This is a genomic window from Pseudomonas sp. zjy_15 (assembly GCF_043101865.1).
Lineage (GTDB): Bacteria > Pseudomonadota > Gammaproteobacteria > Pseudomonadales > Pseudomonadaceae > Aquipseudomonas > Aquipseudomonas putida_Y.
The window spans coordinates 34,761-60,773 of record NZ_JBICII010000016.1; the positions used below are offsets into that span (position 1 = coordinate 34,761).

General features: G+C 61.9%; 22 protein-coding genes. 10 read left to right on the forward strand and 12 right to left on the reverse strand.

What is annotated here, in order from left to right; translation table 11 throughout:
* Positions 1-227 precede the first annotated feature (227 nt).
* On the forward strand, positions 228-1,307 hold the full coding sequence (locus ACF8EF_RS01770) for a patatin-like phospholipase family protein (RefSeq protein WP_176683928.1): 1,080 nt from the start codon (positions 228-230) through the stop codon (positions 1,305-1,307).
* Positions 1,308-1,360: 53 nt separating this feature from the next.
* Positions 1,361-1,717: a 6-carboxytetrahydropterin synthase QueD gene (gene queD, locus ACF8EF_RS01775; protein ID WP_003250327.1), complete on the forward strand. Its 357-nt coding sequence runs from the start codon at positions 1,361-1,363 to the stop codon at positions 1,715-1,717.
* A 10-nt stretch (positions 1,718-1,727) separates the two neighbouring features.
* Here queD and ACF8EF_RS01780 read toward each other — a convergent pair whose 3' ends face one another.
* Complete coding sequence (locus ACF8EF_RS01780) at positions 1,728-2,210, reverse strand: DUF1289 domain-containing protein (RefSeq protein ID WP_176683990.1); 483 nt, start codon at positions 2,208-2,210, stop codon at positions 1,728-1,730.
* Between the two features lie 405 nt (positions 2,211-2,615).
* On the opposite strand from ACF8EF_RS01780, the gene acnB reads away from it, so the two are divergent.
* Positions 2,616-5,225 (forward strand): bifunctional aconitate hydratase 2/2-methylisocitrate dehydratase, encoded by a 2,610-nt coding sequence (gene acnB / locus ACF8EF_RS01785; protein WP_176683991.1) that lies wholly within the window; start codon positions 2,616-2,618, stop codon positions 5,223-5,225.
* Between the two features lie 71 nt (positions 5,226-5,296).
* On the opposite strand, the gene prpD is transcribed toward acnB, so the two are convergent.
* From prpD to ACF8EF_RS01815, 6 genes are all read right to left on the reverse strand, one after another.
* A complete protein-coding gene (prpD, locus tag ACF8EF_RS01790; RefSeq protein WP_176683930.1) occupies positions 5,297-6,781 on the reverse strand; it encodes a 2-methylcitrate dehydratase in 1,485 nt (494 codons plus the stop codon).
* 171 nt (positions 6,782-6,952) lie between these two features.
* Complete coding sequence (gene prpF, locus ACF8EF_RS01795; protein ID WP_176683931.1) at positions 6,953-8,143, reverse strand: 2-methylaconitate cis-trans isomerase PrpF; 1,191 nt, start codon at positions 8,141-8,143, stop codon at positions 6,953-6,955.
* Positions 8,144-8,294: 151 nt separating this feature from the next.
* On the reverse strand, positions 8,295-10,883 hold the full coding sequence (gene acnD, locus ACF8EF_RS01800; protein WP_176683992.1) for a Fe/S-dependent 2-methylisocitrate dehydratase AcnD: 2,589 nt from the start codon (positions 10,881-10,883) through the stop codon (positions 8,295-8,297).
* A gap of 162 nt (positions 10,884-11,045) precedes the next feature.
* Positions 11,046-12,173, reverse strand: a complete 1,128-nt coding sequence (gene prpC / locus ACF8EF_RS01805) for a 2-methylcitrate synthase (protein ID WP_021782879.1) — start codon at positions 12,171-12,173, stop codon at positions 11,046-11,048.
* Positions 12,174-12,233: 60 nt separating this feature from the next.
* A complete protein-coding gene (gene prpB, locus ACF8EF_RS01810) occupies positions 12,234-13,124 on the reverse strand; it encodes a methylisocitrate lyase (RefSeq protein WP_012053054.1) in 891 nt (296 codons plus the stop codon).
* Complete coding sequence (locus tag ACF8EF_RS01815) at positions 13,121-13,837, reverse strand: GntR family transcriptional regulator (RefSeq protein WP_176683933.1); 717 nt, start codon at positions 13,835-13,837, stop codon at positions 13,121-13,123. Before ACF8EF_RS01815 ends, prpB begins: the two co-directional genes overlap by 4 nt.
* A 310-nt stretch (positions 13,838-14,147) precedes the next feature.
* Between ACF8EF_RS01815 and ACF8EF_RS01820 the strand changes: the two genes are divergently transcribed.
* The 5 genes from ACF8EF_RS01820 to ACF8EF_RS01840 all read left to right on the forward strand — a co-directional run bounded on the left by ACF8EF_RS01820 (position 14,148) and on the right by ACF8EF_RS01840 (position 19,558).
* Positions 14,148-14,684: an ATP-dependent zinc protease gene (locus ACF8EF_RS01820; protein ID WP_021782881.1), complete on the forward strand. Its 537-nt coding sequence runs from the start codon at positions 14,148-14,150 to the stop codon at positions 14,682-14,684.
* Positions 14,685-14,689: 5 nt separating this feature from the next.
* A complete protein-coding gene (locus ACF8EF_RS01825; protein ID WP_176683934.1) occupies positions 14,690-16,225 on the forward strand; it encodes an inactive transglutaminase family protein in 1,536 nt (511 codons plus the stop codon).
* Positions 16,225-17,205 (forward strand): alpha-L-glutamate ligase-like protein, encoded by a 981-nt coding sequence (locus tag ACF8EF_RS01830; RefSeq protein WP_176683935.1) that lies wholly within the window; start codon positions 16,225-16,227, stop codon positions 17,203-17,205. Before ACF8EF_RS01825 ends, ACF8EF_RS01830 begins: the two co-directional genes overlap by 1 nt.
* A gap of 199 nt (positions 17,206-17,404) precedes the next feature.
* Positions 17,405-18,745 (forward strand): aminodeoxychorismate synthase component I, encoded by a 1,341-nt coding sequence (gene pabB / locus ACF8EF_RS01835; RefSeq protein WP_392460389.1) that lies wholly within the window; start codon positions 17,405-17,407, stop codon positions 18,743-18,745.
* 78 nt (positions 18,746-18,823) lie between these two features.
* Positions 18,824-19,558, forward strand: coding sequence for a phosphoadenylyl-sulfate reductase (locus tag ACF8EF_RS01840; RefSeq protein ID WP_003250299.1), 735 nt, complete (start codon positions 18,824-18,826; stop codon positions 19,556-19,558).
* A gap of 169 nt (positions 19,559-19,727) precedes the next feature.
* On the opposite strand, the gene cysB is transcribed toward ACF8EF_RS01840, so the two are convergent.
* The 3 genes from cysB to ACF8EF_RS01855 form a co-directional block, all read right to left on the reverse strand.
* The gene (gene cysB, locus ACF8EF_RS01845) at positions 19,728-20,702 is read right to left on the reverse strand and encodes an HTH-type transcriptional regulator CysB (RefSeq protein WP_010953293.1); all 975 of its coding nucleotides are present in this window, start codon (positions 20,700-20,702) and stop codon (positions 19,728-19,730) included.
* Positions 20,703-20,830: 128 nt separating this feature from the next.
* Complete coding sequence (locus tag ACF8EF_RS01850) at positions 20,831-21,328, reverse strand: universal stress protein (protein WP_176683937.1); 498 nt, start codon at positions 21,326-21,328, stop codon at positions 20,831-20,833.
* Between the two features lie 123 nt (positions 21,329-21,451).
* Complete coding sequence (locus ACF8EF_RS01855; RefSeq protein ID WP_176683938.1) at positions 21,452-22,399, reverse strand: putative 2-dehydropantoate 2-reductase; 948 nt, start codon at positions 22,397-22,399, stop codon at positions 21,452-21,454.
* Positions 22,400-22,631: 232 nt separating this feature from the next.
* On the opposite strand from ACF8EF_RS01855, the gene ACF8EF_RS01860 reads away from it, so the two are divergent.
* Positions 22,632-23,708, forward strand: coding sequence for a 3-deoxy-7-phosphoheptulonate synthase (locus ACF8EF_RS01860; RefSeq protein ID WP_176683939.1), 1,077 nt, complete (start codon positions 22,632-22,634; stop codon positions 23,706-23,708).
* Positions 23,709-23,777: 69 nt separating this feature from the next.
* Here the strand turns inward: ACF8EF_RS01860 and ACF8EF_RS01865 are convergent, their stop codons facing one another.
* Entirely contained in the window at positions 23,778-24,059 is a 282-nt protein-coding gene (locus ACF8EF_RS01865; RefSeq protein ID WP_003250290.1) for a GNAT family N-acetyltransferase, read from the reverse strand.
* 507 nt (positions 24,060-24,566) lie between these two features.
* Here ACF8EF_RS01865 and ACF8EF_RS01870 point away from each other — a divergent pair.
* Positions 24,567-24,818 carry an Lpp/OprI family alanine-zipper lipoprotein gene (locus ACF8EF_RS01870; protein WP_003250288.1) on the forward strand — a complete coding sequence of 84 codons (252 nt, stop codon included), beginning with the start codon at positions 24,567-24,569 and terminating at the stop codon, positions 24,816-24,818.
* Between the two features lie 132 nt (positions 24,819-24,950).
* On the opposite strand, the gene ACF8EF_RS01875 is transcribed toward ACF8EF_RS01870, so the two are convergent.
* Positions 24,951-25,928, reverse strand: coding sequence for a L,D-transpeptidase family protein (locus tag ACF8EF_RS01875; protein WP_176683940.1), 978 nt, complete (start codon positions 25,926-25,928; stop codon positions 24,951-24,953).
* Between the last annotated feature and the right edge of the window lie 85 nt (positions 25,929-26,013).

Below are 26,013 nucleotides of genomic sequence, written 5' to 3' on the forward strand. Positions count from 1 at the left end.
TCCTGAGAACTGTACAAGTTGTCTACGGGGTTAAGATTAACCACCGGTCCTTAATTCAACCTGAAAGCAACTGGCGGCATGATAGCGCAGTTACGATGCCAACCAGACTCGCCCCCCTGCAAGGGGCGGCCTTGTGCTGCGAAGGGCCAATACAGGCACCTACAGTTATGTTATCTGTAACCGCCCCTTCGCAGCACAAGACTGCTCCTATGCCCAAGAGACCCGCCATGAGCGCCATCCACATCAAATACCCCGCCCTCACCTTCAAGGCCGGCCGGCGCGCCTTGCGACACATCCGCGAGCGCGGCCTGCAGGCGGCCGATGTCGGGGTATTGCCGGGCGCGGCGGGTGGGCCGAAGCCGCTGGGCATCCAGGGCCTGGACCTGGCGCTGTTCGGCGAGTGGCTACCCTCGGCACCCCGTCAGCGTGCCCTGATCGGCGCATCGATCGGTGCCTGGCGCTTCGCCAGCGCCTGCCTCGAGGACCCGGTCGCAGGCATCCGCCGTCTTGGCGAGCTGTACACCGAGCAGGATTTCGCCAAGGGCGTCACTCCGGCCGAAATCAGCCGCAGTTGCCAACGCATGCTCGATGACCTGCTGGAGGGCCGCGACGGCCAGCTGCTGGCCAACCCGCACTACCGCCTGAACATCCTGGTGGTGAAAAGCCATGGCCAGCTCGCTCACGACCATCGCGGCCGCCTGGGGCTGGGCCTGGGCTCGGTGGTTGCCAGTAACCTTTTGGGCCGTTCGCGCCTGGCCCGCCACTTCGAGCGCATCATTCTGCACGATGGGCGCGCCGCGCCTCCGCTCGACACGCTGACCGACTTCCCCTCACGCTACCTGCCGCTGGACTTGACCAACCTGCGCCACGCCCTGCTCGCTTCCGGGTCGATACCGATGGTCATGCAGGGCGTGAAAGACATCCCCGGTGCCGGCGCCGGCACCTACCGCGACGGCGGCCTGCTCGACTACCACCTCGACCTGCCCTATCGCGGTGACGACCTGGTGCTGTACCCGCACTTCACCGACAAGGTCGTACCCGGCTGGTTCGACAAGGCCCTGCCCTGGCGCAAGGGCGATGCCACCCGCCTGCAAAACGTGCTGCTGATGACGCCTTCGCCGCAATACCTGGCCGCCCTGCCCTACGGCAAGCTGCCCGACCGCAACGACTTCAAGCGCTTCATGGGCGATGCGCCAGGGCGCAAGCGCTATTGGTACAAGGCCATTGCCGAAAGCCAGCGCCTGGGGGATGAACTTCTGGAACTGACCGCCACCGGGCGGCTGCATGAACGCCTGCAAGCCTTGTAGCGGCCATGCTGGTAGACTGCGCGCATTATTGATTCACACAGAGTTATGACAGCGTGGAAATTTTCAAGGAATTCACATTCGAATCGGCCCACCGCCTGCCCCACGTCCCTGAAGGGCACAAATGCGGCCGCTTGCATGGCCACTCGTTCAAGGTCGGCCTGCACCTGACCGGCCCGCTCGATCCGCACACGGGCTGGATCCGCGACTTCGCCGAGGTCAAGGCGATCTTCAAGCCGATCTATGATCAGCTGGACCACAACTACCTGAACGACATCCCCGGGCTGGAAAACCCCACCAGCGAAGTGATCGCCAAGTGGATCTGGGACCAGGTCAAGCCGCTGATGCCGGAGCTGTCCAAGGTTCGCATCCACGAAACCTGCACCAGCGGTTGCGAATACACCGGCGACTGATTCGCCCGGCTCACTGGCCCTGCGCGCTGCCCATGGCATCGCGCAGGAAGCTGGGGGCGATGTAGCGCTGGTAGTGCGCCTCTGAAAGCAGGAAGAACTCGCGATCGATCGCATCGCGCAATTGGGGCAGTTCCCAGTCACGGAACTCCGGCAGCAACGCCATGCCATAGGCCTCCAGGTCACGGATCATCCGCGCCCCGCGGGCAATCAGCTGGTAAGCCCAGCAATATTCCGACTGCTGCTCGACAAAGCGGATGGAGCGCTGCTCCAGTTGCTGGCGCAGCAGGCCTTTGTCGAACACCTCAAGCTTGGCCATCATCACCTGCACCAGCAGCTGCTCAAGGCGCAACCACACGGCGCGCTTTTGCGAGTCGTCGTAACCGTTCCAGTTGATCACTTCGTGGTGAAAACGCTTGCAACCACGGCACACCGTGTCCCCGTACACCGTGGAGCACAGGCCGACGCAAGGAGTTTTGATGGACTTGTTGGACATGAAAAACAACAGCTTGGCGATGGAATACAGGCCCATGTTAGCCCTTTGTCTAACCGGGGTCACTCGTTAAAGTCATGTACACCGCCTTACCTTCGGGCTTTTTTTACCGTAGAATCACCCGGCCTTTTCAAAGGCAACAATGTCCGTTGGAAGCTGTTTTCAAAGCGTCACGAGCACAGTTGATCCGGTAGAACGGCGTTGGCCCGGGCCATGCATCCCTCGCATGCCCGCGCCAGCCCTCATCAGCCCCCGTTCTGCAGGCGTAAAACTTTGAAAGCAGCTTCTGTAAGGATTCTTTGCGACCCTGGCTGGGCGGCCCACAAAGCCGCGGCAGCGCATGGGTGCATTGAATGCTGGATAAGCGTCCCGGACCCCCTTTAGGGACCACTGATGAGGGAAATAACTGTGCTTGAAGCCTACCGCAAACACATCGAAGAGCGCGCCGCCCTGGGTATCGTTCCCCAGCCGCTGAACGCCGAACAAACTGCAGGCCTGGTCGAGCTGCTGAAAAACCCGCCGGCCGGCGAAGAAGCCTTCCTCGTAGACCTGATCACCAACCGCGTACCGCCAGGGGTCGACGAAGCTGCCTACGTCAAGGCCGCTTTCCTCTCCGCTGTCGCCAAGGGCGAAGCCACGTCGCCACTGATCGACCGCAAGCACGCCACCGAACTGCTGGGCACCATGCAGGGCGGCTACAACATCGAAACGCTGGTCGCACTGCTGGATGACGCCGAACTGGGCGCCGTCGCGGCCGAACAGCTCAAGCACACCCTGCTGATGTTCGATGCTTTCCACGACGTGGCCGAAAAAGCCAAGGCCGGTAACGCTCACGCCAAAGCCGTCCTGGAATCCTGGGCTGCCGGCGAGTGGTTCACCTCGCGTCCGGCCATCGCCGACAAGTACACCCTGACCGTGTTCAAGGTGCCTGGCGAAACCAACACCGACGACCTGTCGCCTGCCCCGGACGCCTGGTCGCGCCCTGACATTCCGCTGCACGCCCTGGCCATGCTGAAAATGGCCCGCGACGGCATCGAACCGCAGCAGCCTGGTTCGGTCGGCCCGCTGGCCCAGATCGAAGCCGTCAAGGCCAAGGGCTTCCCGGTTGCCTATGTCGGCGACGTGGTCGGTACCGGTTCCTCGCGTAAGTCAGCTACCAACTCGGTACTGTGGTTCTTCGGCGACGACATCCCGTACGTGCCGAACAAGCGCGCCGGTGGCTTCTGCTTCGGCACCAAGATCGCCCCGATCTTCTACAACACCATGGAAGACGCCGGCGCCCTGCCGATCGAATTCGACTGCACCAACCTGGGCATGGGCGACGTCATCGACGTTTACCCATACAAAGGTGAAGTACGTCGTCACGACAGCGACGAACTGGTCACCACCTTCGAGCTGAAAACCGAAGTGCTGCTGGATGAAGTCCGCGCTGGCGGCCGTATCCCGCTGATCGTCGGCCGTGGCCTGACCGAAAAAGCCCGCGCCGAGCTGGGCCTGGGTGCTTCCGACCTGTTCAAGAAACCAGAGCAGCCTGCCGATTCCGGCAAGGGCTTCACCCTGGCGCAGAAAATGGTCGGCCGTGCCTGTGGCCTGCCAGAAGGCCAGGGCGTGCGCCCAGGCGCTTACTGCGAGCCCAAAATGACCACCGTCGGCTCCCAGGACACCACTGGCCCGATGACGCGCGACGAGCTGAAGGACCTGGCATGCCTGGGCTTCTCTGCTGACCTGGTCATGCAGTCGTTCTGCCACACCGCGGCCTATCCGAAGCCGATCGACGTCACCACCCACCACACCCTGCCAGACTTCATCCGCACCCGTGGCGGCGTGTCGCTGCGCCCGGGCGACGGCATCATCCACAGCTGGCTGAACCGCATGCTGATGCCTGACACCGTAGGTACCGGTGGCGACTCGCACACCCGCTTCCCGATCGGCATCTCGTTCCCGGCCGGTTCCGGCCTGGTGGCCTTCGCTGCCGCCACCGGCGTCATGCCGCTGGACATGCCAGAATCGATCCTGGTGCGCTTCAAGGGCAAACTGCAGCCAGGCATCACCCTGCGTGACCTGGTTCATGCCATCCCTTACTACGCCATCCAGCAAGGCCTGCTGACCGTTGAGAAGAAAGGCAAGAAAAACGCCTTCTCCGGCCGCATCCTGGAAATCGAAGGCCTGGACGAACTGACCGTCGAGCAAGCCTTCGAGCTGTCCGACGCCTCGGCCGAGCGTTCCGCTGCCGGTTGCACCATCAAGCTGCCGGAAAAGGCCATCGCCGAGTACCTGCAGTCCAACATCACCCTGCTGCGCTGGATGATCGGCGAAGGCTACGGCGATGCCCGCACCCTGGAGCGCCGCGCCCAGGCCATGGAAGCCTGGCTGGCCAAGCCTGAGCTGCTGTCGGCCGACGCCGATGCCGAATACGCCGAAATCATCGAAATCGACCTGGCCGACGTCAAAGAGCCTGTGCTCTGCGCGCCGAACGACCCGGACGATGCCCGCCTGCTGTCCTCGGTACAAGGCGAGAAGATCGACGAAGTGTTCATCGGTTCGTGCATGACCAACATCGGTCACTTCCGCGCTGCCGGCAAGCTGCTGGAGAAGGTCAAGGGTGGCATTCCGACCCGTCTGTGGCTGGCTCCGCCAACCAAGATGGACGCTCACCAGCTGACCGAAGAAGGCTACTACGGCATCTACGGCAAGGCCGGTGCTCGCATGGAAATGCCAGGCTGCTCGCTGTGCATGGGTAACCAGGCACGTGTGCAGACCGGCTCGACCGTGGTCTCCACCTCGACCCGTAACTTCCCGAACCGTCTGGGCGACGCGACCAACGTGTACCTGGCATCGGCCGAGCTGGCCGCTGTCGCTTCGATCATCGGCAAACTGCCGACCGTCGAAGAGTACATGCAGTATGCGAAAGACATCGACAGCATGGCTGCCGACGTTTACCGCTACCTGAGCTTCGACCAGATCGCCGAGTTCCGCGAAGCGGCAGCCAACGCCAAGATCCCGGTGGTCCAGGCGTAAGCTGAGTTACAGGTTGTAAGCAAAGCCCCGGCAGCGATGCCGGGGCTTTGTTGTTTTATGCGCAGGCAAGCTCATATCACAAACAAATCCACGAACCTGTGCACCGCCATGCCTTCCAGCTTCTGCTGGTCCTTGCACAGTTCGAAAATCTGCTGACACCGCTGCCGGGCAAAGCGGGTCGCCAGGTTGGCCCTGAACTTGGCCTCCAGCAACGGTATACCTTCCCCGCGCCGCCGACGATGCCCGATCGGGTATTCCACCACCACTTGCTCGGTGCTGCTGCCATCCTTGAAGAACACCTGCAGCGCGTTGGCGATCGAACGCTTGTCCGGCTCCAGGTACTCGCGACTGAAGCGCGGGTCTTCCACCACCTCCATCTTCTCGCGCAGGCGGTCGATACTTGGGTGGTTGGCATGGAAGGCGTCCTCATAATGTTCGGCCACCAGATGGCCAAAGATCAGCGGCACGGCCACCATGTACTGCAGACAGTGGTCACGGTCGGCGGCATTGGCCAGCGGGCCGCTCTTGGAGATGATGCGGATCGCTGATTCCTGGGTGGTGATGACGATGCGGTCGACTTCATGCAGACGGTTACGCACAAGTGGATGCAGGGTTACTGCTGCCTCACAGGCGGTCTGGGCGTGGAACTCGGCAGGAAAACTGACCTTGAACAGCACGTTTTCCATCACATAGCTGCCCAACACCTGGGGCAGACGCAGCTCGTACTGCCCGGCGGGCTTGAGTGCCAGGTCTTTGTTGGTATGGCTGAACGAAACATCGTAGAACCCCCACTGCGAAGCCGTGAGCACGCCCGGCACGCCCATTTCCCCACGCAAGGCGATGTCAGCCAGTTGCACTCCTCGGCTGGAGGCGTCACCCGCGGCCCAGGACTTGCGCGAACCGGCGTTGGGCGCGTGGCGATAGGTACGAAGGGCCTGGCCGTCGACGAAGGCGTGGGACAAGGCCGAGAGCATCTGCTCACGATTGGCCCCCATCAACCTGGCGCACACGGCGGTCGAGGCGACCTTCACCAGAATCACATGATCGAGGCCGACGCGGTTGAAGGCGTTTTCCAGCGCCAGCACCCCCTGGATTTCATGCGCCATGACCATGGCCTCGAGCACATCACGCATCGGCAGTGGCTTTTCACCCGCGGCAAGACGCTTCTGTGACAGGTGATCAGCCACTGCCAGGATGCCGCCAAGGTTGTCCGAGGGATGAGCCCATTCGGCGGCCAGCCAGGTATCGTTGTAGTCCAGCCAGCGCACCGTGCAGCCAATGTCCCAGGCAGCCTTGACCGGATCGAGGCGATAGGAGGTGCCGGGGACGCGAGCACCATTTGGGACCAGCGTGCCTTCCACCTGAGGGCCAAGGAGCTTGGTGCACTCAGGGAAGCGCAAGGCAAGAAGGCCGCAACCGAGGGTGTCCATCAGGCAGTTGCGCGCGGTGTCCAGGGCCTCGAGGGATTCGACCCGATAGCCGAGGGCGTAATCGGCCAGGGTTTGTAGTACCCGGTCGTAGTCCGGGCGGTCGTTGAGGTCTACGTTGGCGCTCATATCCAGCTCCCTTCAGAATTGCCGGGGCTGCCGTGCAGCCCTTCGCGGGCTTGCCCGCTCCCACAGGTTGACCACAGCATTCAGAACCTGTGGTTACCCTGCGGGAGCGGGCAAGCCCGCGAAGGGCCGCCAAGCGGCCCCAACGAACTAAAGCCGAGCGCCGGTGGTGCGTTAGAAGCTGTCGCCAGGCACGCGAACCCAGCCCTCCATCAGCACGCGAGCACTGCGGCTCATGATTGCCTTGGTTACCGTCCACTCACCATTCACCTGGCGCGCCTCGGCCCCGACCCGCAGGGTGCCCGAAGGATGACCGAAACGCACAGCGCTGCGCTCGCCCCCGCCAGCGGCGAGGTTGACCAGCGTGCCCGGAATGGCCGCCGCAGTGCCAATTGCCACCGCAGCCGTACCCATCATGGCATGGTGTAGCTTGCCCATCGACAAGGCCCGCACCAGCAGGTCGATATCACCGGCCTGCACCGCCTTGCCACTGGACGCAGTGTAGGTGCTCGGCGGTGCGACGAACGCCACTTTCGGCGTGTGCTGACGCCCGGCAGCCTGGTCGACGTTGTCGATAAGCCCCATGCGCACGGCGCCATAGGCGCGGATGGTCTCGAAACGCAGCAACGCCTGCGGGTCGCCGTTGATGGCGTCCTGTAGTTCGCTACCGGTGTAGCCGATATCGGCAGCATTGACAAAAATGGTCGGGATACCGGCATTGATCAAGGTTGCCTTGAACGTGCCGACCCCCGGCACTTCCAGGTCATCGACCAGCTTGCCGGTGGGGAACATGGCACCGCCACCGCCGTCTTCATCGGCTGCAGGGTCGAGAAACTCCAGCTGCACCTCGGCCGCCGGGAAGGTGACCCCGTCCAGCTCGAAGTCGCCGGTTTCCTGCACTTCACCTTCAGTGATCGGGACGTGGGCGATGATGGTCTTGCCGATATTCGCCTGCCAGATACGCACCGTGGCGATACCGTTGCGCGGAATACGCGCCGGGTCGACCAGGCCGCTGCTGATGGCAAACGAACCGACCGCAGCGGACAGGTTGCCGCAGTTGCCACTCCAGTCGACGAAGGCCTTGTCGATGCTGACCTGGCCGAACAGGTAGTCGACATCGTGTTCGGGTTTGATGCTTTGCGACAGGATCACGGTCTTGCTGGTGCTCGACGTGGCGCCGCCCATGCCGTCAATCTGCTTGCCGTAAGGGTCGGGGCTACCGATTACCCGCAGCAGCAGCGCATCGCGGGCAGGACCTGGAATTTGCGCCTGCTCAGGCAGGTCTTGCAGGCGGAAGAACACGCCTTTGCTGGTGCCGCCGCGGATGTAGGTGGCGGGGATTTTGATCTGGGGTACATGTGCCATTTTCTTGGGCATCCTGATAGTCCGGTGAAATACCCTGGGGCTGCCTTGCAGCCCTTTCGCGACACAAGGCCGCTCCCACAGGTACTGCGCCGCCCGCTGAGGGAGCGGCCTTGTGTCGCGAAAGGGCCGCAAAGCGGCCCCCGATTCATGCTCAGGCGGTCGCTTCGAGGAAGTCCTGGGCAAAGCGCTGCAGCACCCCGCCCGCTTCGTAAATCGACACTTCCTCGGCGGTGTCCAGACGGCAGGTCACCGGTACTTCCAGGCGCTCGCCATTGGCACGGGTCACCACCAGGGTCAGGGTCGCCCGTGGCGTACGCGCACCCAGCACGTCATAGGTTTCGCTGCCATCCAGGTCCAGGGTCTTGCGGTCGGTGCCCGGCTTGAACTCCAGCGGCAGCACGCCCATGCCTACCAGGTTGGTGCGGTGAATGCGCTCGAAGCCTTCGGCGACAATTGCCTCGACACCCGCCAGACGCACGCCCTTGGCCGCCCAGTCACGGGACGAACCCTGGCCATAGTCGGCACCGGCGACAATGATCAGCGGCTGCTTGCGCTGCATGTAAGTCTCGATCGCCTCCCACATGCGGGTAACCTTGCCTTCCGGCTCGATACGCGCCAGCGAACCCTGCTTCACGCTGCCGTCGTCGTTGCGCACCATTTCGTTGAACAGTTTGGGGTTGGCGAAGGTGGCGCGCTGGGCCGTCAGGTGGTCACCCCGGTGAGTGGCGTAGGAGTTGAAGTCCTCTTCCGGCAGGCCCATTTTCGCGAGGTATTCACCGGCGGCACTGTCGAGCATGATGGCGTTGGACGGCGACAGGTGGTCGGTGGTGATGTTGTCCGGCAGCACCGCCAGCGGGCGCATGCCACGCAACGTACGCTCGCCGGCCAGGGCGCCTTCCCAGTAGGGAGGGCGGCGGATGTAGGTGCTCATCGGGCGCCAATCATACAGCGGCGCCACCTTCGGCCCACGGTCTTCCTCGATGGCGAACATCGGGATGTACACCTTGCGGAACTGCTCCGGCTTGACCGCTGCACGCACCACTGCATCGATCTCTTCATCACTGGGCCAGATATCCTTCAGGCGGATTTCCTTGCCATCGACCACGCCCAGCACATCCTTCTCGATGTCGAAGCGAATGGTACCGGCAATGGCATAGGCTACCACCAGCGGTGGCGAGGCGAGGAAGGCCTGCTTGGCATACGGGTGGATACGCCCGTCGAAGTTGCGGTTACCCGACAGCACGGCGGTGGCATACAGGTCGCGGTCGATGATTTCTTGCTGAATCACCGGGTCCAGGGCACCGGACATACCGTTGCAGGTGGTGCAGGCGAAGGCGACGATGCCGAAACCGAGTTGCTCCAACTCTTTCTCCAGGCCGGCTTCTTCCAGATACAGTTGCACGGCCTTGGAGCCGGGCGCCAGCGACGACTTCACCCACGGCTTGCGGGCCAGGCCCAACCTGTTGGCATTGCGTGCAATCAGGCCTGCAGCAATCACGTTGCGCGGGTTGCTGGTGTTGGTGCAACTGGTGATGGCAGCGATGATCACCGCACCGTCAGGCATTTGCCCCGGCACCTCCTCCCAGTTGCCGGCAATGCCCTTGGCGGCCAGGTCGCTGGTGGCGACACGGGCGTGCGGGTTGGACGGGCCGGCCATGTTGCGCACCACGCTCGACAGGTCGAAGCTGAGGGTGCGTTCATAGACGGCAGCGCCCAGGCTGTCGGCCCACAGGCCGGTGGCCTTGGCGTAGGTTTCCACCAGTTTGACCTGCTGCTCTTCACGGCCGGTCAGGCGCAGATAGTCGATGGTCTGCTGGTCGATGGCGAACATCGCGGCAGTGGCGCCGTATTCCGGGGCCATGTTGGAAATGGTGGCGCGGTCGCCCAAGGTCAGGGCACGTGCACCCTCACCATGGAACTCCAGGTAGGCGCCGACCACTTTCTGCTTGCGCAGGAACTCGGTCAGGGCCAAGACCAGGTCGGTGGCAGTGATGTTCGGGGCCAGTTTGCCAGTCAGCTCGACGCCGACGATTTCCGGCAAGCGCATCCAGGAGGCGCGGCCGAGCATCACGTTCTCGGCTTCCAGGCCGCCTACGCCGATGGCGATCACACCCAACGCATCGACATGCGGCGTGTGGCTGTCGGTGCCGACGCAGGTGTCCGGGTAGGCGACGCCGTGGTCGCTGTGGACCACCGGTGACATCTTCTCCAGGTTGATCTGGTGCATGATGCCGTTGCCCGGCTGGATCACGTCGACGTTCTTGAACGCCTTCTTGGTCCAGTTGATGAAGTGGAAGCGGTCTTCGTTGCGGCGGTCTTCGATGGCGCGGTTCTTCTCGAAGGCCTGCGGGTCGTAACCACCGCACTCGACGGCCAGCGAATGGTCGACGATCAGCTGCACCGGCACCACCGGGTTGACCTGGGCCGGGTCGCCGCCTTTGTCGGCAATGGCGTCACGCAGGCCGGCAAGGTCGACCAGCGCAGTCTGGCCGAGGATGTCGTGGCACACCACGCGGGCCGGGAACCACGGGAAGTCGAGATCGCGCTTGCGCTCGATCAGCTGGCTCAGCGAGGCATCGAGCGTAGCAGGGTCGCAGCGGCGCACCAGGTTCTCGGCGAGCACGCGGGACGTGTAAGGCAAGCCGTCGTAGGCGCCGGGCTTGATCGCCTCGACCGCCGCGCGGGCATCGAAATAGTCCAGGTCGGTGCCTGGCAGGTGCTTGCGGTATGCAGTGTTCATCATGGAATCAGGCTCGGTCACAGGGTTCGGAAGGTTTCACCGTACCTGTACGAGCGGGCGTGCCCGCGAATGCGTCAGCAGGTGCACAGCGGTTGCAAGGCCGGGCGCATTCGCGGGCACGCCCGCTCCCACAAGGGAAACGGGCTGCCTCTCTGTAGCTATTCAGCGCTGCTCGATCGGCACGAACTGGCGCTGCTCGACGCCGACATACTCGGCGCTCGGGCGGATGATGCGGTTGTTGGCGCGCTGCTCGAAGACGTGCGCCGCCCAGCCGGTCAGCCGCGAGCAGACGAAGATCGGGGTGAACAGCTTGGTCGGAATGCCCATGAAGTGGTACGCCGAGGCATGGTAGAAGTCGGCATTGGGGAACAGGCGCTTCTGCTCCCACATGGTCTTGTCGATGGCTTCGGAAACCGGGTACAGCACCTTGTCACCCACTTCGTCAGCCAGCTGTTTCGACCAGCCCTTGATCACCTCGTTGCGCGGGTCGGACTCTTTGTAGATGGCATGGCCAAAGCCCATGATCTTGTCTTTGCGCTCGAGCATGCGCAGCAGCTCGGCGGTGGCTTCCTGCGGGCTCTGGAAGCGCTCGATCAGTTCCATCGCTGCCTCGTTGGCACCGCCGTGCAGCGGCCCACGCAGCGAGCCGATGGCTGCGGTAACGCAGGAGTACAAGTCAGACAGGGTCGAGGCACAGACACGGGCAGTGAAGGTCGAGGCGTTGAATTCGTGTTCAGCGTAGAGAATCAACGACACGTTCATGACCTTGACGTGCAGCTCGCTCGGCTTCTTGCCGTGCAGCAGGTGCAGGAAGTGGCCACCCAGGGTGTCTTCATCACTGGTGCAGTCGATGCGTACGCCATGGTGGGTGAAGCGATACCAGTAGCACATCACGGCCGGGAACAGCGCCAGCAGGCGGTCGGTCTTGTCGCGCTGGGCTTCGAAGGTCAGTTCTGGCTCGAGAGTGCCCATTACCGAGCAACCGGTACGCATGACGTCCATCGGGTGGGCATCGCGCGGGATGCGCTCAAGCACTTCCTTCAAGGCTTGCGGCAGGTCACGCAGGCCCTTGAGCTTGTGCTTGTAGTCGGCCAGCTCGGCCTGGGTGGGCAGCTCGCCATATAGCAGCAGGTAGGCGACTTCTTCGAACTCGGCACCGGCAGCCAGGTCACGCACATCATAACCACGGTAGGTCAGCCCGGCACCGGCCTGGCCCACAGTCGACAGTGCAGTCTGGCCGGCCACCTGGCCACGCAGGCCTGCGCCACTGAGTACTTTTGCTTCGGCCATGGTGTTTCTCCTTTCTTGAATTTGTTATGGATGCTTTCCGGCTAATTCGGGAGTTGGCGCTTAGCCCTTCTTCTGGGCAAACAGTGCATCGAGGCTCTGCTCGAAGGCGTGATAACCAATGGCATCGTAGAGCTCCATGCGGGTCTGCATGGTGTCGATCACGTTCTTCTGCGTGCCGTCACGGCGCAGCGCGGTGTACACGTTCTCAGCCGCCTTGTTCATGGCGCGGAACGCCGAAAGCGGGTACAGCACCAACGACACGTCGACCGAGGCCAGCTCTTCGGTTGTATAAAGCGGCGTGGCACCGAATTCGGTGATGTTGGCCAGGATAGGTGCCTTCACCCGATCAGCGAAGGTCTTGTACATCTGCAGCTCGGTAATGGCTTCCGGGAAGATCATGTCGGCGCCAGCTTCGACGCACGCCTCGGCACGGTCCAGGGCGGCGTTCAGGCCTTCGACGGCCAGCGCGTCGGTACGCGCCATGATCACGAAACTGTCATCGCTGCGGGCATCGACGGCAGCCTTGATACGGTCGACCATTTCCTGCTGGCTGACAATTTCCTTGTTGGGACGGTGGCCACAACGCTTGGCGCCAACCTGGTCCTCGATGTGGATGGCGGCAGCGCCGAACTTGCTCATCGAACGCACGGTACGGGCGACGTTGAAGGCCGAAGCGCCGAAGCCGGTGTCGACATCCACCAGCAGCGGCAGGTCGCACACGTCGGTGATACGGCGCACGTCGGTGAGCACGTCGTCCAGGCCAGTGATGCCCAGGTCTGGCAGGCCCAGGGAGCCGGCGGCCACGCCACCACCAGACAGGTAGATGGCCTTGAAGCCGGCACGCTTGGCCAGCAGGGCATGGTTGGCATTGATGGCGCCAACCACCTGCAGCGGATGTTCAGCGGCAACGGCGTCACGGAAACGCTGACCGGGGGTGCTCTTGACTGTCATTTCTCACCTCGTGTGCTGTTGTTGTGGGCGTCCAGGTAGTGACGCTCGATATTGCGCTTGGACGCGCCGATGTGACGACGCATCAGCAGTTCGGCCAGTTCGCCGTCGCGGTCGGCGATGGCATCAAGAATGCGATGGTGCTCGGCAAAGGCCTGGCGTGGCCGGTTGGGCGTGGCAGAGAACTGGATACGGTACATGCGCACCAGTTGGTACAGTTCGCCGCAGAGCATCTTGACCAGGGTCTGGTTGCCGCTACCCTGAATAATCCGGTAATGGAAGTCGTAGTCGCCTTCCTGCTGGTAGTAGCCCAGGCCCGCCTGGAACGCAGCGTCGCGCTCATGGGTGTCGAGCACCCGGCGCAGTTCGTCGATGTCAGCCTGGCTCATGCGTTCAGCGGCCAGGCGGCAGGCCATGCCTTCCAGCGACTCACGGATTTCGTACAGCTCGATCAGCTCGGCGTGATTGAGCGATACCACCCGCGCGCCCACATGCGGCACGCGCACCAGCAGGCGTTGGCCTTCAAGGCGGTGAATAGCCTCGCGTAGCGGCCCACGGCTGATGCCATAGGTGCGCGCCAACTCCGGCTCGGAAATTTTGCTACCGGGGGCGATATCACCCTTGACAATGGCCGCCTGGATGCGCCGGAAGACGTTTTCGGAGAGGGTTTCCGTTTCGTCTGCCAGCACCGGCCCGGGGGTGGAAAGGTCCTGCATATTGTCGACACCTTTTAAAACTACTCGTCAGAAACTAGCTAAATGAGACCGCCAAGTCAAAGACAAAATGAATATTGTCGACAATCGTCTAATCACGAACTATCACCACTTCTACGCTGTCAGATCGCGCACCGCTGGCGTCAAGACGTCGGCGTGATAGAATGCCGCGCCTCCGATGGGGTATGGATAGCCTGTCTGTCATGGATGCATGCATGCTTGTTGACAGATAAACGAGGAAGCTTGCGCAGTAATTGCCAGTCTTCTTGCCCTGAACCTTGCCTAGAACCTTGCAAAGCACCGCGCCAGGAATATGAGACTTACACCCGTTTTATTGCTGTTATGCCTCACCCTGCTGCCGGCCCTTGGCCAGGCTGCGGGCAAGACCGTGTATGGTCTCAACGAATACGCGCATCTGGGCGACCTGGATCTGGAAGTGGCCGCCAAGCTCGACACCGGCGCCAAGACCGCATCGCTCAGCGCCCGCGACATCAAACGGTTCAAGCGCAATGGCGAAAGCTGGGTACGCTTCTACCTCGCGATCGATGCGGCCCATTCGCACCCGATCGAACGCCCACTGGCACGCGTCAGCAAGATCAAGCGCCGGGCTGGCGACTATGATGCCGAATCGGGCAAGGCCTACACGGCCCGTCCGGTCATCGAACTCGAAATCTGCATGGGCCAGGCCAGACGCACCATCGAAGTCAACCTCACCGACCGCAGCGCCTTCCAGTTCCCGCTGCTGATCGGCTCCGAGGCGCTCAAGCACTTCGACGCACTGGTTGACCCAAGCCTTAAATACGCGGCCGGCAAACCTGCCTGTGCCACCGACGCTCCCAAAGCAGAGTAATCCCGATGCGCTCTCTTACCCTCCATCTGAAAGCCCTGATCACCGTGCTGGTGCTATTGGGCGTGGCGGTCACGGCTTATCAGATCTTCGTGCTCGGCATCCCGGTGACCGAGGATGAAACCGACGACCTGTGGAACATCGACGCCAAGGTCGAGTTCGTGGCCAACAGCAAGGATCCGGTCAAGGTGCAGATGTTCGTGCCACCGCTGAACCGCGACTACGTCAGCCTCAACGAGAGCTTCATCTCCAACAACTACGGGGTCAGCATCAACCGTGCAGACGGCAACCGCAAGGTTACCTGGTCGGCACGTCGCGCCAGTGGCAAACAGACCCTCTACTACCGCCTGGTACTGACCAAGCGCTACAGCAGCGAGAAGACCAAGGTCAAAGGCCCGACCTTCCGTGACAGCCTGGCCGTCGAAGGCCCCGAAAAGATCGCCGCCGAAGCGCTGATGGCGCCTATACGTCAGCACTCGGCTGACGTCGAGACCTTCGTCAGCGAGACCATCAAGCGGGTCAACAACCTAAACGACGACAACGTCAAGCTACTGCTGGCCGGCGACACTTCGGCGATGAAGAAAGCCGAGGTCATCGACCTGCTGCTGTCGATCGCCCACGTGCCAATGGAACGGGTGCACACCATCCGCCTGCTGGCCGACACCCCGCAAACCCCGGAGCTGTGGTTGCGCAGCTTCAACGGTGACGACTGGCTGTACTTCAACCCGGACACCGGTGAGCAAGGCCTGCCGAGCGACCGCCTGCTGTGGTGGACCGGTGACGACAACCTGATCACCGTCGATGGCGGCAAGAAGGCCAACGTCACCTTCAGCATGAACAACAGCGAGATGAACGCCATCCGCCTGGCCAAGCTGACCGACGAGAACACTGACGCCGACTTCCTCGAATACTCGCTGTACGGCCTCCCGCTGCAAACCCAGCAGACCTTCATGATCATGGTCATGATCCCGATCGGCGTGCTGGTGATCCTGGTGCTGCGCAACCTGATCGGTATCCAGACCCTGGGCACATTCACACCGGTGCTGATTGCCCTGGCGTTCCGCGAAACCCAGCTGGGCTTTGGTATTGTGCTGTTCACGGTGATCACTGCCCTGGGCCTGTCGCTGCGCTCGTATCTGGAACACCTCAAGCTGCAGATGCTGCCACGCCTGTCGGTGGTATTGACCTTTGTCGTGGTGCTGATTGCCGCCATCAGTCTGTTCAGCCACAAGCTGGGCCTTGAACGCGGACTGTCGGTAGCACTGTTCCCCATGGTGATCCTGACCATGACCATCGAACGCCTGTCGATCACCTGGGAGGAGCGTGGTGGTGGACATGCCATGAAAGTGGCCGTCGGCACCCTGTTCGCCGCTGCCCTGGCACACCTGCTGATGATGGTGCCGGAACTGGTGTACTTCGTGTTCACCTTCCCGGCAGTGCTGCTGATCCTGGTGGGCTTCATGCTGGCGATGGGCCGTTATCGCGGCTACCGCCTGACCGAGCTCGTGCGCTTCAAGGCTTTCCTGAATAAGGCTGACACCTGATGTTTGGCCTGATCAAGACGTGGAAAGCCCTGGAGGCCCGGGGCATCATGGGGATCAACCGGCGTAACGCGGACTATGTGCTGAAGTACAACAAGCGCAACCTGTACCCGATCGTCGACGACAAGATCATCACCAAGGAGCGCGCGCTGGCGGCCGGCATCCATGTGCCGGAAATGTACGGCATCATCGAGACCGAAAAAGAGATCGAGAAGCTCGACCAGATCATTGGCGGGCGCAGCGATTTCGTCATCAAGCCGGCGCAAGGCGCCGGCGGTGATGGCATCCTGGTAATCGCCGACCGCTTCGAGGACCGCTACCGCACGGTGTCGGGCAAGATCATCAGCCATGCGGAAATCGAGCACCAGATTTCCAGCATCCTCACCGGGCTGTACTCTCTCGGCGGGCACCGCGACCGCGCACTGATCGAGTACCGCGTGACCCCGGACCAGATATTCAAGAGCATCAGTTACGAAGGCGTGCCGGACATCCGCATCATCGTGCTGATGGGCTACCCGGTGATGGCCATGCTGCGCCTGCCGACTCGCCAGTCCGGCGGCAAGGCCAACCTGCACCAGGGCGCCATCGGCGTGGGTGTCGACCTGGCCACCGGCGTGACCCTGCGCGGCACCTGGCTGAACAACATCATCAGCAAGCACCCGGACACCACCAACGCGGTGGACGGCGTGCAACTGCCGAACTGGGACGGTTTCATGAAACTGGCCGCTGGCTGCTATGAACTGTGTGGCCTGGGCTATATCGGTGTGGACATGGTGCTTGACCAGGAGAAAGGCCCGCTGATTCTGGAGCTCAACGCCCGCCCGGGGCTGAACATCCAGATTGCCAACGATTGCGGCCTGACTCAACGCACCCATGCCATCGAGGCACACATCGAAGCACTGGCCAAGGAGGGTGTGAGCGAAGACGCCGAGCAGCGGGTACGGGTAGCGCAGGGTTTGTTCGGGCATGTGCCTAACCGCTGAAATACAGGGGCTGCCTTGCAGCCCACTCACAGCACAAGGCTGCCACTGCACGGGGTTCAAGTGCTTCACTCGACCTGCAGGGGCTGCCTTGTGCTGCGCATGGGCCAAACACAGCGTTGAATGTCGTACCCAGCGCTAGGCGCTTTTCCTGCACAGGTCTACAATCGCCCTCCTCGCTTTTACATCGCCGTCCATACTGATGCCGACCTGCACGCTACACCCCCTGCCCTACAAGCCCGACCCTGCCGCCTATTTCGCCCACCTGCGCCAGGCCCCCGGTGCGATCCTGCTCGACAGCGCCCGCCCCGGCGCCGAACGCGGCCGGTTCGACCTGCTCAGCGCATGGCCGCTGCAACAACTGCAGGCGCAGCCCGATGAAGAGGGCCGCGTCTTCCTCCAGCGCCTGCGTGCTGCCCTGGAACAACTGGGCCACGCGGACTTGCCCAACGGTATAGAACTACCCTTCGCCGGCGGCCTGATCGGCTACCTGAGCTACGACTTCGGCCGCCGCCTGGAACACCTGCCAAGTCTGGCCGTGGACGACCTCGGCCTGCCAGACGCACAACTGGGCCTGTATGACTGGGCACTGGTCAGCGATCATCTGCTCGGCACCAGCCAGCTGGTGTTCCACCCGAGCCTGGCAGGCGACAAACGCGAACGCCTGATCAGCCTGTTCCAGGACACCACCGCCACCACCGGCGACTTCCGCCTACTCGCGCCGATGGCCGGTGACCTGGAGCCCGAGCAGTACAAAACAGCTTTCGACCAGGTACAACGCTACATCCAGGCCGGTGACTGCTACCAGATCAACCTCACCCAGCGCTTTCGTGCGCCCTGCCAAGGCGATCCATGGCGGGCCTACCAGGCCCTGCGCCAAGCCTGCCCGACACCCTTCTCCGGCTACCAGCAACTGGCCGACGGCAGTACCCTGCTGAGCTTTTCGCCCGAGCGCTTCATCCGCGTCAGCCAAGGCCAGGTGGAAACCCGGCCGATCAAGGGCACCCGCCCGCGCGCCAGCGACCCGGCTGAAGACAAGCGTAATGCCGAAGAGCTGCTGCACAGCCCAAAGGACCGCTCGGAAAACCTGATGATCGTCGACCTGCTGCGCAACGACCTTGGGCGCACGTGTGAGATCGGTTCAGTGAAGGTCCCGGAACTGTTCAGCTTGGAGAGCTACCCCAACGTGCACCATCTGGTCAGCAGCATCACCGGCCAGCTGGCCAGCGACAAGGATGCGCTGGACCTGATCGGCGACAGCTTCCCAGGCGGCTCGATCACCGGCGCACCGAAAATCCGCGCCATGCAGATCATCGACGAACTGGAACCAGCACGCCGTGCGCTGTACTGCGGCTCGCTGCTGTATGTGGATGTGCGTGGCGAAATGGACAGTTCGATCGCCATTCGCAGCTTGCTGATCAAAGATGGCCAGGTCAGTTGCTGGGGCGGCGGTGCGGTGGTAGCCGATTCGCAGTGGCAGGCCGAATATGAAGAGTCGATAGCCAAAGTGCGGGTGCTGATGCAGACCCTGCAGGGCTTGTAAGCCCTTCTAGACCGCGTTTTTTGTTACCATCACACCACTACGAGCGCACAGCGCCACAGCCAAGATGGAAACCGCCTGATGAGCCAACCCTTCGACGTCGCCGCCCTGGCCGCGACCTATGCCAACAAGTCCCCACAAGACATCCTCAAGCTGGCCTTCGAGCACTTCGGTGATGACCTGTGGATCTCCTTCAGCGGCGCCGAGGATGTGGTGCTGGTCGACATGGCCTGGAAGCTGAACAAGCAGGTAAAGGTATTCAGCCTCGACACTGGGCGCCTGCACCCGGAGACCTACCGGTTCATCGACCAGGTACGCGAACAGTACAACCTGCCGATCGAGATCCTCAGCCCCGACCGCGCCAAGCTCGACCCGTTCGTCAAGGAAAAGGGCCTGTTCAGCTTCTACAAGGACGGCCATGGCGAGTGCTGCGGCATTCGCAAGATCGAGCCACTGCGACGCAAGCTGGCCACCGTCAGCGCCTGGGCTACCGGCCAGCGCCGCGACCAAAGCCCCGGCACCCGCAGCCAGGTGGCAGCACTGGAAATCGACAGCGCCTTCTCCACGCCTGAGCGCACGCTGTACAAGTTCAACCCACTGGCGCAGATGAGCAGTGAAGAGGTATGGGGCTATATCCGCATGCTCGAGCTGCCGTACAACAGCCTGCACGAGCGTGGCTTCATCAGCATTGGCTGCGAGCCGTGCACCCGCCCGGTGCTGCCAAACCAGCATGAGCGTGAAGGGCGCTGGTGGTGGGAAGAGTCGACACAGAAGGAATGCGGGTTGCATGCGGGCAACCTGATCAGCAAGGCTTGAGCTAGTCCTGGCGCTCTGGTAGGAGCGGGTTTACCCGCGAAGAAGACACCGCGGTGGATGGCACGGGCTTCGCCCGTATTCGCGGGCAAGCCCGCTCCCACAGGGATCGCGCCAGCTTTTAGAAATTGAGCTAGACAGTTACTCCCACAGCGGCCCCAGCATTCCCGAATCAGTGCACCGGCAGCTCGACACCTTCGAACAACTCTTCCAGCTCTTGCTTGTTGTGGCACTGAATGGCCTTGGCCATCACTTCACGAGTCAGGTGCGGGGCAAACTTCTCGATGAAGTCGCACATGAAGCCGCGCAGGAAGGTACCACGACGGAAGCCGATCTTGGTGATGCTGGCTTCGAACAGCTCACTGGCATCCAGCGCCACCAAGTCACTGTCGAGCTTGGCGTCCACAGCCATGCCGGCAACGATACCCACGCCCAGCCCCAGGCGTACATAAGTCTTGATCACGTCGGCGTCAGCCGCGGTGAAGACCACTTTTGGCGTGAGGCCGCGGTGATTGAAAGCCTCATCCAGCTTCGAGCGCCCGGTGAAGCCGAACACGTAGGTGACGATCGGGTATTCGGCGACTGCTTCCAGGGTCAATTTCGGCAGCTTGGCCAGCGGGTGACCTTGTGGCACCACGACGCAACGGTTCCACTTGTAGCACGGCATCATGATCAGGTCGCCGAACAGCTCCAGCGCCTCGGTGGCGATGGCGAAGTCGACCGTACCGTCCGCTGCCATCTCGGCAATCTGCATGGGCGAACCTTGGTGCATGTGCAGGGACACTTCCGGATACTGCTTGATGAAGCTGCTGATAACCGGCGGCAACGCATAGCGCGCCTGGGTGTGGGTGGTGGCGATGGACAGCGTGCCCTTCTTCTCGTTGGAGAACTCCTGGGCAATCTGCTTGATGCTCTCGACCTTGCGCAGGATTTCGCCTGCTGTGTTGATGATGCGCTCACCGGCCGGGGTAACGCGGGTCAGATGCTTGCCGCTGCGGGCAAATACTTCAACACCCAATTCGTCTTCGAGCAGGCGGATCTGCTTGCTGATACCTGGCTGGGAGGTATACAGGCTCTGCGCCGTCGCGGAGACATTGAGGTCATGGTGCGCCACTTCCCAGATGTAGCGCAGTTGTTGAAGCTTCATAGGTTTCCCTCGGTTCAGCGATGAGTCCGCGGCAGCAGGCAGCGACGATATATAACTATATTAGTGGTTCTTGAAATAAATCTAGAACTATTTTGTTACATGCCCACGGAGACGGCCTACACCTATCTTCATGCTTTCCTACGCCCCAGATGCTGCGCCAAGGGCACCATGTACACCGGCACCGGCGACAGCTGCAGCAGCCGCACCGCCGTACGCCCCAACGGTACATCCACCCCGGCACCCGCACTGTGGCTACCGAATATCAACAGGTCGACGCTTAGCCGCTGAGCCTGGTCGAGAATCACCTGCGCCGGGTCACCCTGACGCACCCGCACGGCCTTGATCACCGCCAGGTCAGCCTCTTCGCCCAGCTCGTCACGAAAGTTTTCCAGCACACGCTGCTCTATGTTCGCCATCACTGTGTTCACCCCCTGGCGATGCAACTGGTCGAGCGTCTGCTCATCAAGGTAACTTTGCAGGAGGGATTCGGCGAACTGCCCCATCGGCTCTACCGCGTGGATCACATACAGCTCGGCACTGAACGTGCGCGCCAGGGCCAGCGCGTGTTGCATCACGAAAGGGGCGTAGACACCGAGGTCGGTGGCGTACAGCATGGAGCGGATCATTCGACCTCCTCGACTGCCGCAGCGGCAGAGCAAGCTTCAGCTTAGCAGCGCGCCGGACGCTCGCTTTGCCGTCCGGCGCGCTGTGGCCGCGGGCTGTAGCGCCCCGCCGAAGCCTCCGCCCCTTCAGGCAGGCCTGTTGCCGCTGTCGATGAAACTCAGCGCCTGGTACAGCATCTCAATGCGCGGCAGGTTGCAGCCTGCCGCCCGTGCGCGTGCCAGCGGCTCGGCATAGATGGCCCCCAGCTCCAACGGGCGTTTGTGGACGTGGTCGTGATACATGCTCGGCCAGTAGTCGGGCATGCGCTCGGTCACCTGGAACAAGTGCTCGGCATAGCCTTCGGGCAGCACATGGCCACAGGCTGCCGCGCCCTGCACCACCTCGGCCATCAAGGCCTGTATCAGCGCGCGGGCATTGCTGTCGGCCATCAGCGGCGCGGTGCTAGCCCCCAGCAATACCGACAGGCCGTTGTAAGGCACGTTCCACACCAGCTTCTGCCAGCGTGCCAAGGCCAGGTTCGGCATGACCTGCGAGTCGATCCCCGCAGCCTGGAACAACCCGGCGCCTTCATTCACCAGCGCGACACCACAATCGCTGGCCGGCCCGCTGTGATAACCCAGGTTGACCGCACCCAAAGCCTGGTGACGAATGACACCTGGTGCCTGGCGGTTAACGCAGATGAAGCACAGGCCGCCGAGCAGGTGCATGTCGCTCCGCAAGGCCGGACGCAACTGTTCCTCTACACCCAGGCCGTTCTGCAACAGCACCACCTTGGCGCCGGGCGCAGCGGCCTGGACGATCAACGGAGCCAACTGCTCGTTGCTGGTGGCCTTGGCCCCGATCAGGAGCCAGTCACAGGGCGGCATGTCGGTGGCACTGGCATACGCCTGCACCCTCATCTGCAATGCGCCATGCACGGCACTGTCCAGGCTCAGCCCTTGTTCACAAACGGCCTGATACTCACTACGCAACAGAAAATGCACGTCGAAACCGGCCCGGGCCAGCATCAACCCATAAAAGCCACCAATGGCACCGCTGCCGATGATGCCGATGCGAGGGGGGTGAGAATGCATGCCAATCTCCAGGTCTATAGTCAGCGCTCTTTTTACACAGGTTACGCAGCGCTGGGCAGTCCATTCGCACGCAACACCTTCGCTCAGGTAAAAACCCCACAATGACTGGGTCAAGCCCATTGTCGTGCCACCTGTAACGCGCTAAGGTTCGGCTCCCCGCTGCGATTATTCTTGCTGCTGGGCCGCACGGGGTTAGTTGGCGGCCGGCACCCGTGACCTGACGAGTAACACGATGGCTGATTTACCGATCGATGACTTGAACGTTGCCTCCAACGAGACCCTGATCACCCCTGATCAGCTCAAGAAGGAAATCCCCCTCAGCGCCAAGGCCCTGCAGACCGTGACTGCCGGCCGTGAAGTCGTGCGCAATATTCTCGACGGCAAGGACCATCGCCTGTTCGTCGTGGTCGGCCCTTGCTCCATCCACGACATCAAGGCTGCCCACGAATACGCCGAGCGCCTGAAAGTGCTGGCCGAAGAAGTGTCCGATACGCTGTACCTGGTCATGCGCGTGTACTTCGAAAAGCCGCGCACCACCGTCGGCTGGAAAGGGCTGATCAACGACCCGTACCTGGATGACTCGTTCAAGATCCAGGACGGCCTGCACATCGGCCGCAAGTTGCTGCTGGACCTGGCCGAAATGGGCCTGCCGACTGCCACCGAAGCGCTCGACCCGATTTCCCCACAGTACCTGCAAGACCTGATCAGCTGGTCGGCCATCGGCGCCCGCACCACCGAGTCGCAAACACACCGCGAGATGGCCTCGGGCCTGTCCTCGGCGGTGGGCTTCAAGAACGGCACCGACGGCGGCCTGACCGTTGCCATCAATGCCCTGCAGTCGGTGTCCAAGCCGCACCGCTTCCTGGGCATCAACCAGGAAGGCGGCGTGTCGATCGTCACCACCAAGGGCAACCCATACGGCCACGTGGTACTGCGCGGCGGCAATGGCAAGCCGAACTACGACTCGGTCAGCGTCGCCCTGTGCGAACAGGACCTGGCCAAGGCCAAGATCAAGGCCAACATCATGGTCGACTGCAGCCATGCCAACTCCAACAAGGACCCGGCCTTGCAACCGCTGGTGATGGAGAACGTCGCCAACCAGATCCTCGAAGGCAACCAGTCGATCATCGGCCTCATGGTCGAAAGCCACCTGAACTGGGGCTGCCAGTCGATTCCGAAAAACCTGGACGATCTGCAGTATGGGGTGTCGATCACGGACGCCTGCATCGACTGGTCGGCCACCGAGAAAACCCTGCGCAGCATGCATGCCAAGCTCAAGGATGTGCTGCCGCAGCGTAAGCGCAGTTGAATATTGCGCGAACAAAAAACGCCGGGCACTGCCCGGCGTTTTTTGTTGTGTCTGGTACCTGTCGTCAGCTCAGGCCTTGCTCGAATGCCGCTGTTGGCGCTCCATGTAACGTTCCACATACGAGCAAGACGGGATCACCGTGTAGCCCATCTGCTCGGCGTACTCCAGGGCACGCTCGGTCAGGGCGGCAGCAATCCCGCGGCCGCGCAGGGCGTTGGGCACGAAGGTGCGATAGATGTCCAGCGTCTGCTTGCCCAGATCCATGTACGTCAGATAGGCACGATGACCGTCCACGTTGGTCTCGAACTGATGACCGGCCTGGTCATGGTGGATGGTCAGCGCTTCGCTCATCACTACTCCTCGCAGGTCTTCTCGGCAGACCCATACCTTAACCGATGGTGGTTTATCCGGCACAGAATCCTCTACGCCACCTGTTGCCGCTTCGACGATTGGACGATTGTAATCGTTCGGATCCTCTGGCACTCACAAGATAGTAGGCACCGCAAGCGGGATTGCTCAAGGTGGTGGCGGTTAAAAATGCTCAAAACGCCGCCCGGGCGACTTTCCCAAGCCCGCCCAACAGCCACCGGATGTTCTAGGGCTTAAGACGCTGATCGACAGTTAAAGTCACCCTTAGTTCAACAAAAAAGTTCCAGTACCACAATCGCTTGCGAACCCTGCACATTTTTTTCACAGACACGTCGCAAATCTTGTCGGCGCAGGGTCAAGCAACATTTTTTTTGCAGTTCTTGCGCTCTGTCAGTTTACTTACTACAAGTAATGGGTACTATGTACGCCGGCCAGTTTCTCTTTCCTGAGAGATGGCTATTTAATAGAAAGTCCTTGAAGGGGAACACGATGAACAACGTTCTGAAATTCTCTGCTCTGGCTCTGGCCGCAGTTCTGGCTACCGGTTGCAGCAGCGTATCCAAAGAAACCGAAGCTCGTCTGACTGCGACTGAAGACGCAGCAGCTCGCGCTCAAGCTCGTGCTGACGAAGCCTACCGTAAGGCTGACGACGCAATGGCAGCCGCTCAGAAGGCTCAGCAGACCGCTGACGAAGCCAACGAGCGCGCTCTGCGTATGCTGGACAAAGCCAGCCGCAAGTAATAATCCTCACGGATTGTTAAGAAGCCGACCCACTTGTGGGTCGGCTTTTTTATTGCCTTTGAAACCGGCAAACGCGGCCAGCAGGTACGAAAAGGCCTGCACTAAGGCAGGCCTGGGTGTGTCGAAATTACCTTACTGCAGTTCGGGCGGAATGCTCGTCACCATCGGTGCGCCCGCCTGGTTATCCACCGGCACGGCAATTTCTACCGGCATACCATCTTCAGCGGCCACCACATCACGCACCATGTCCCAGTTCATGCGTAGGTTATTGGCCAGGTCTTCGCGCTTGAGCAAGGTATTGATAACGGCGGTGTGTTTGTCGACCACCGACGGGTTGCCGTGGTCATCCAGCGGCGTGTGTGCCTCAAGATAGACCTTGCCGCCACTGATACCGAACTTGTAAGGCTCGTTGATGATGCGCACCGGAGTCCCTACCGGCACCATCTTCGACAGTTCAAGCACGTTATTGTTGAACATGCGGAAGCAGCCGTGACTGGTGCGCATGCCAATGCCGAACTTCTTGTTCGAACCATGGATCAGGTAGCCCGGCACGCCCAAGGTGAACTTGAACGGCCCAAGCGGGTTGTCCGGGCCAGCCGGCACGACGGTCGGCAGGATGTCACCGTCAGCTGCGTGCTCTTTGCGAATCGAAGCGGGCGGCGTCCAGGTCGGGTTGGGCGTCTTGGCGGTGATCCTGGTGTTGGCGATCGGCGACCCCCAACCCTCGCGACCAATACCCAGCGGGAAGGTGTACACCACGCTCTGCCCCTTAGGGAAGTAGTACAAGCGGTACTCGGCCAGGTTGATGACGATGCCTTCACGCGGGCCCGGCGGCAGGACGAAACGGGTGGGCAGGATGATCTCGGTGCCGGCGCCCGGCAGCCAAGGGTCCACGCCCGGGTTGGCGGCGATCATTTCCAGGTAGCCAAGGTCGTTTGCGGTGCCGATATCGGCGAACGTGTCCTCGTACTTTGCCTTGATCACATGCACCTGGCCGACGATGTCTTCACCGGGCGGTGGCAGTGGCAGCTCCAGCGCAGCAGCGGGGCCCGCTACCAACAGGGCGGCCAGGGACAGGCTACGGGTGACGGCAGGAAAGCGCGGCAACATCCGGTAAATCCTTCGAAAGGTGGGTCAAGAGGATCGATTGTACACCCGCGCCGATGCAAGCGGGAGGCATTGGCACGTTGCAAAC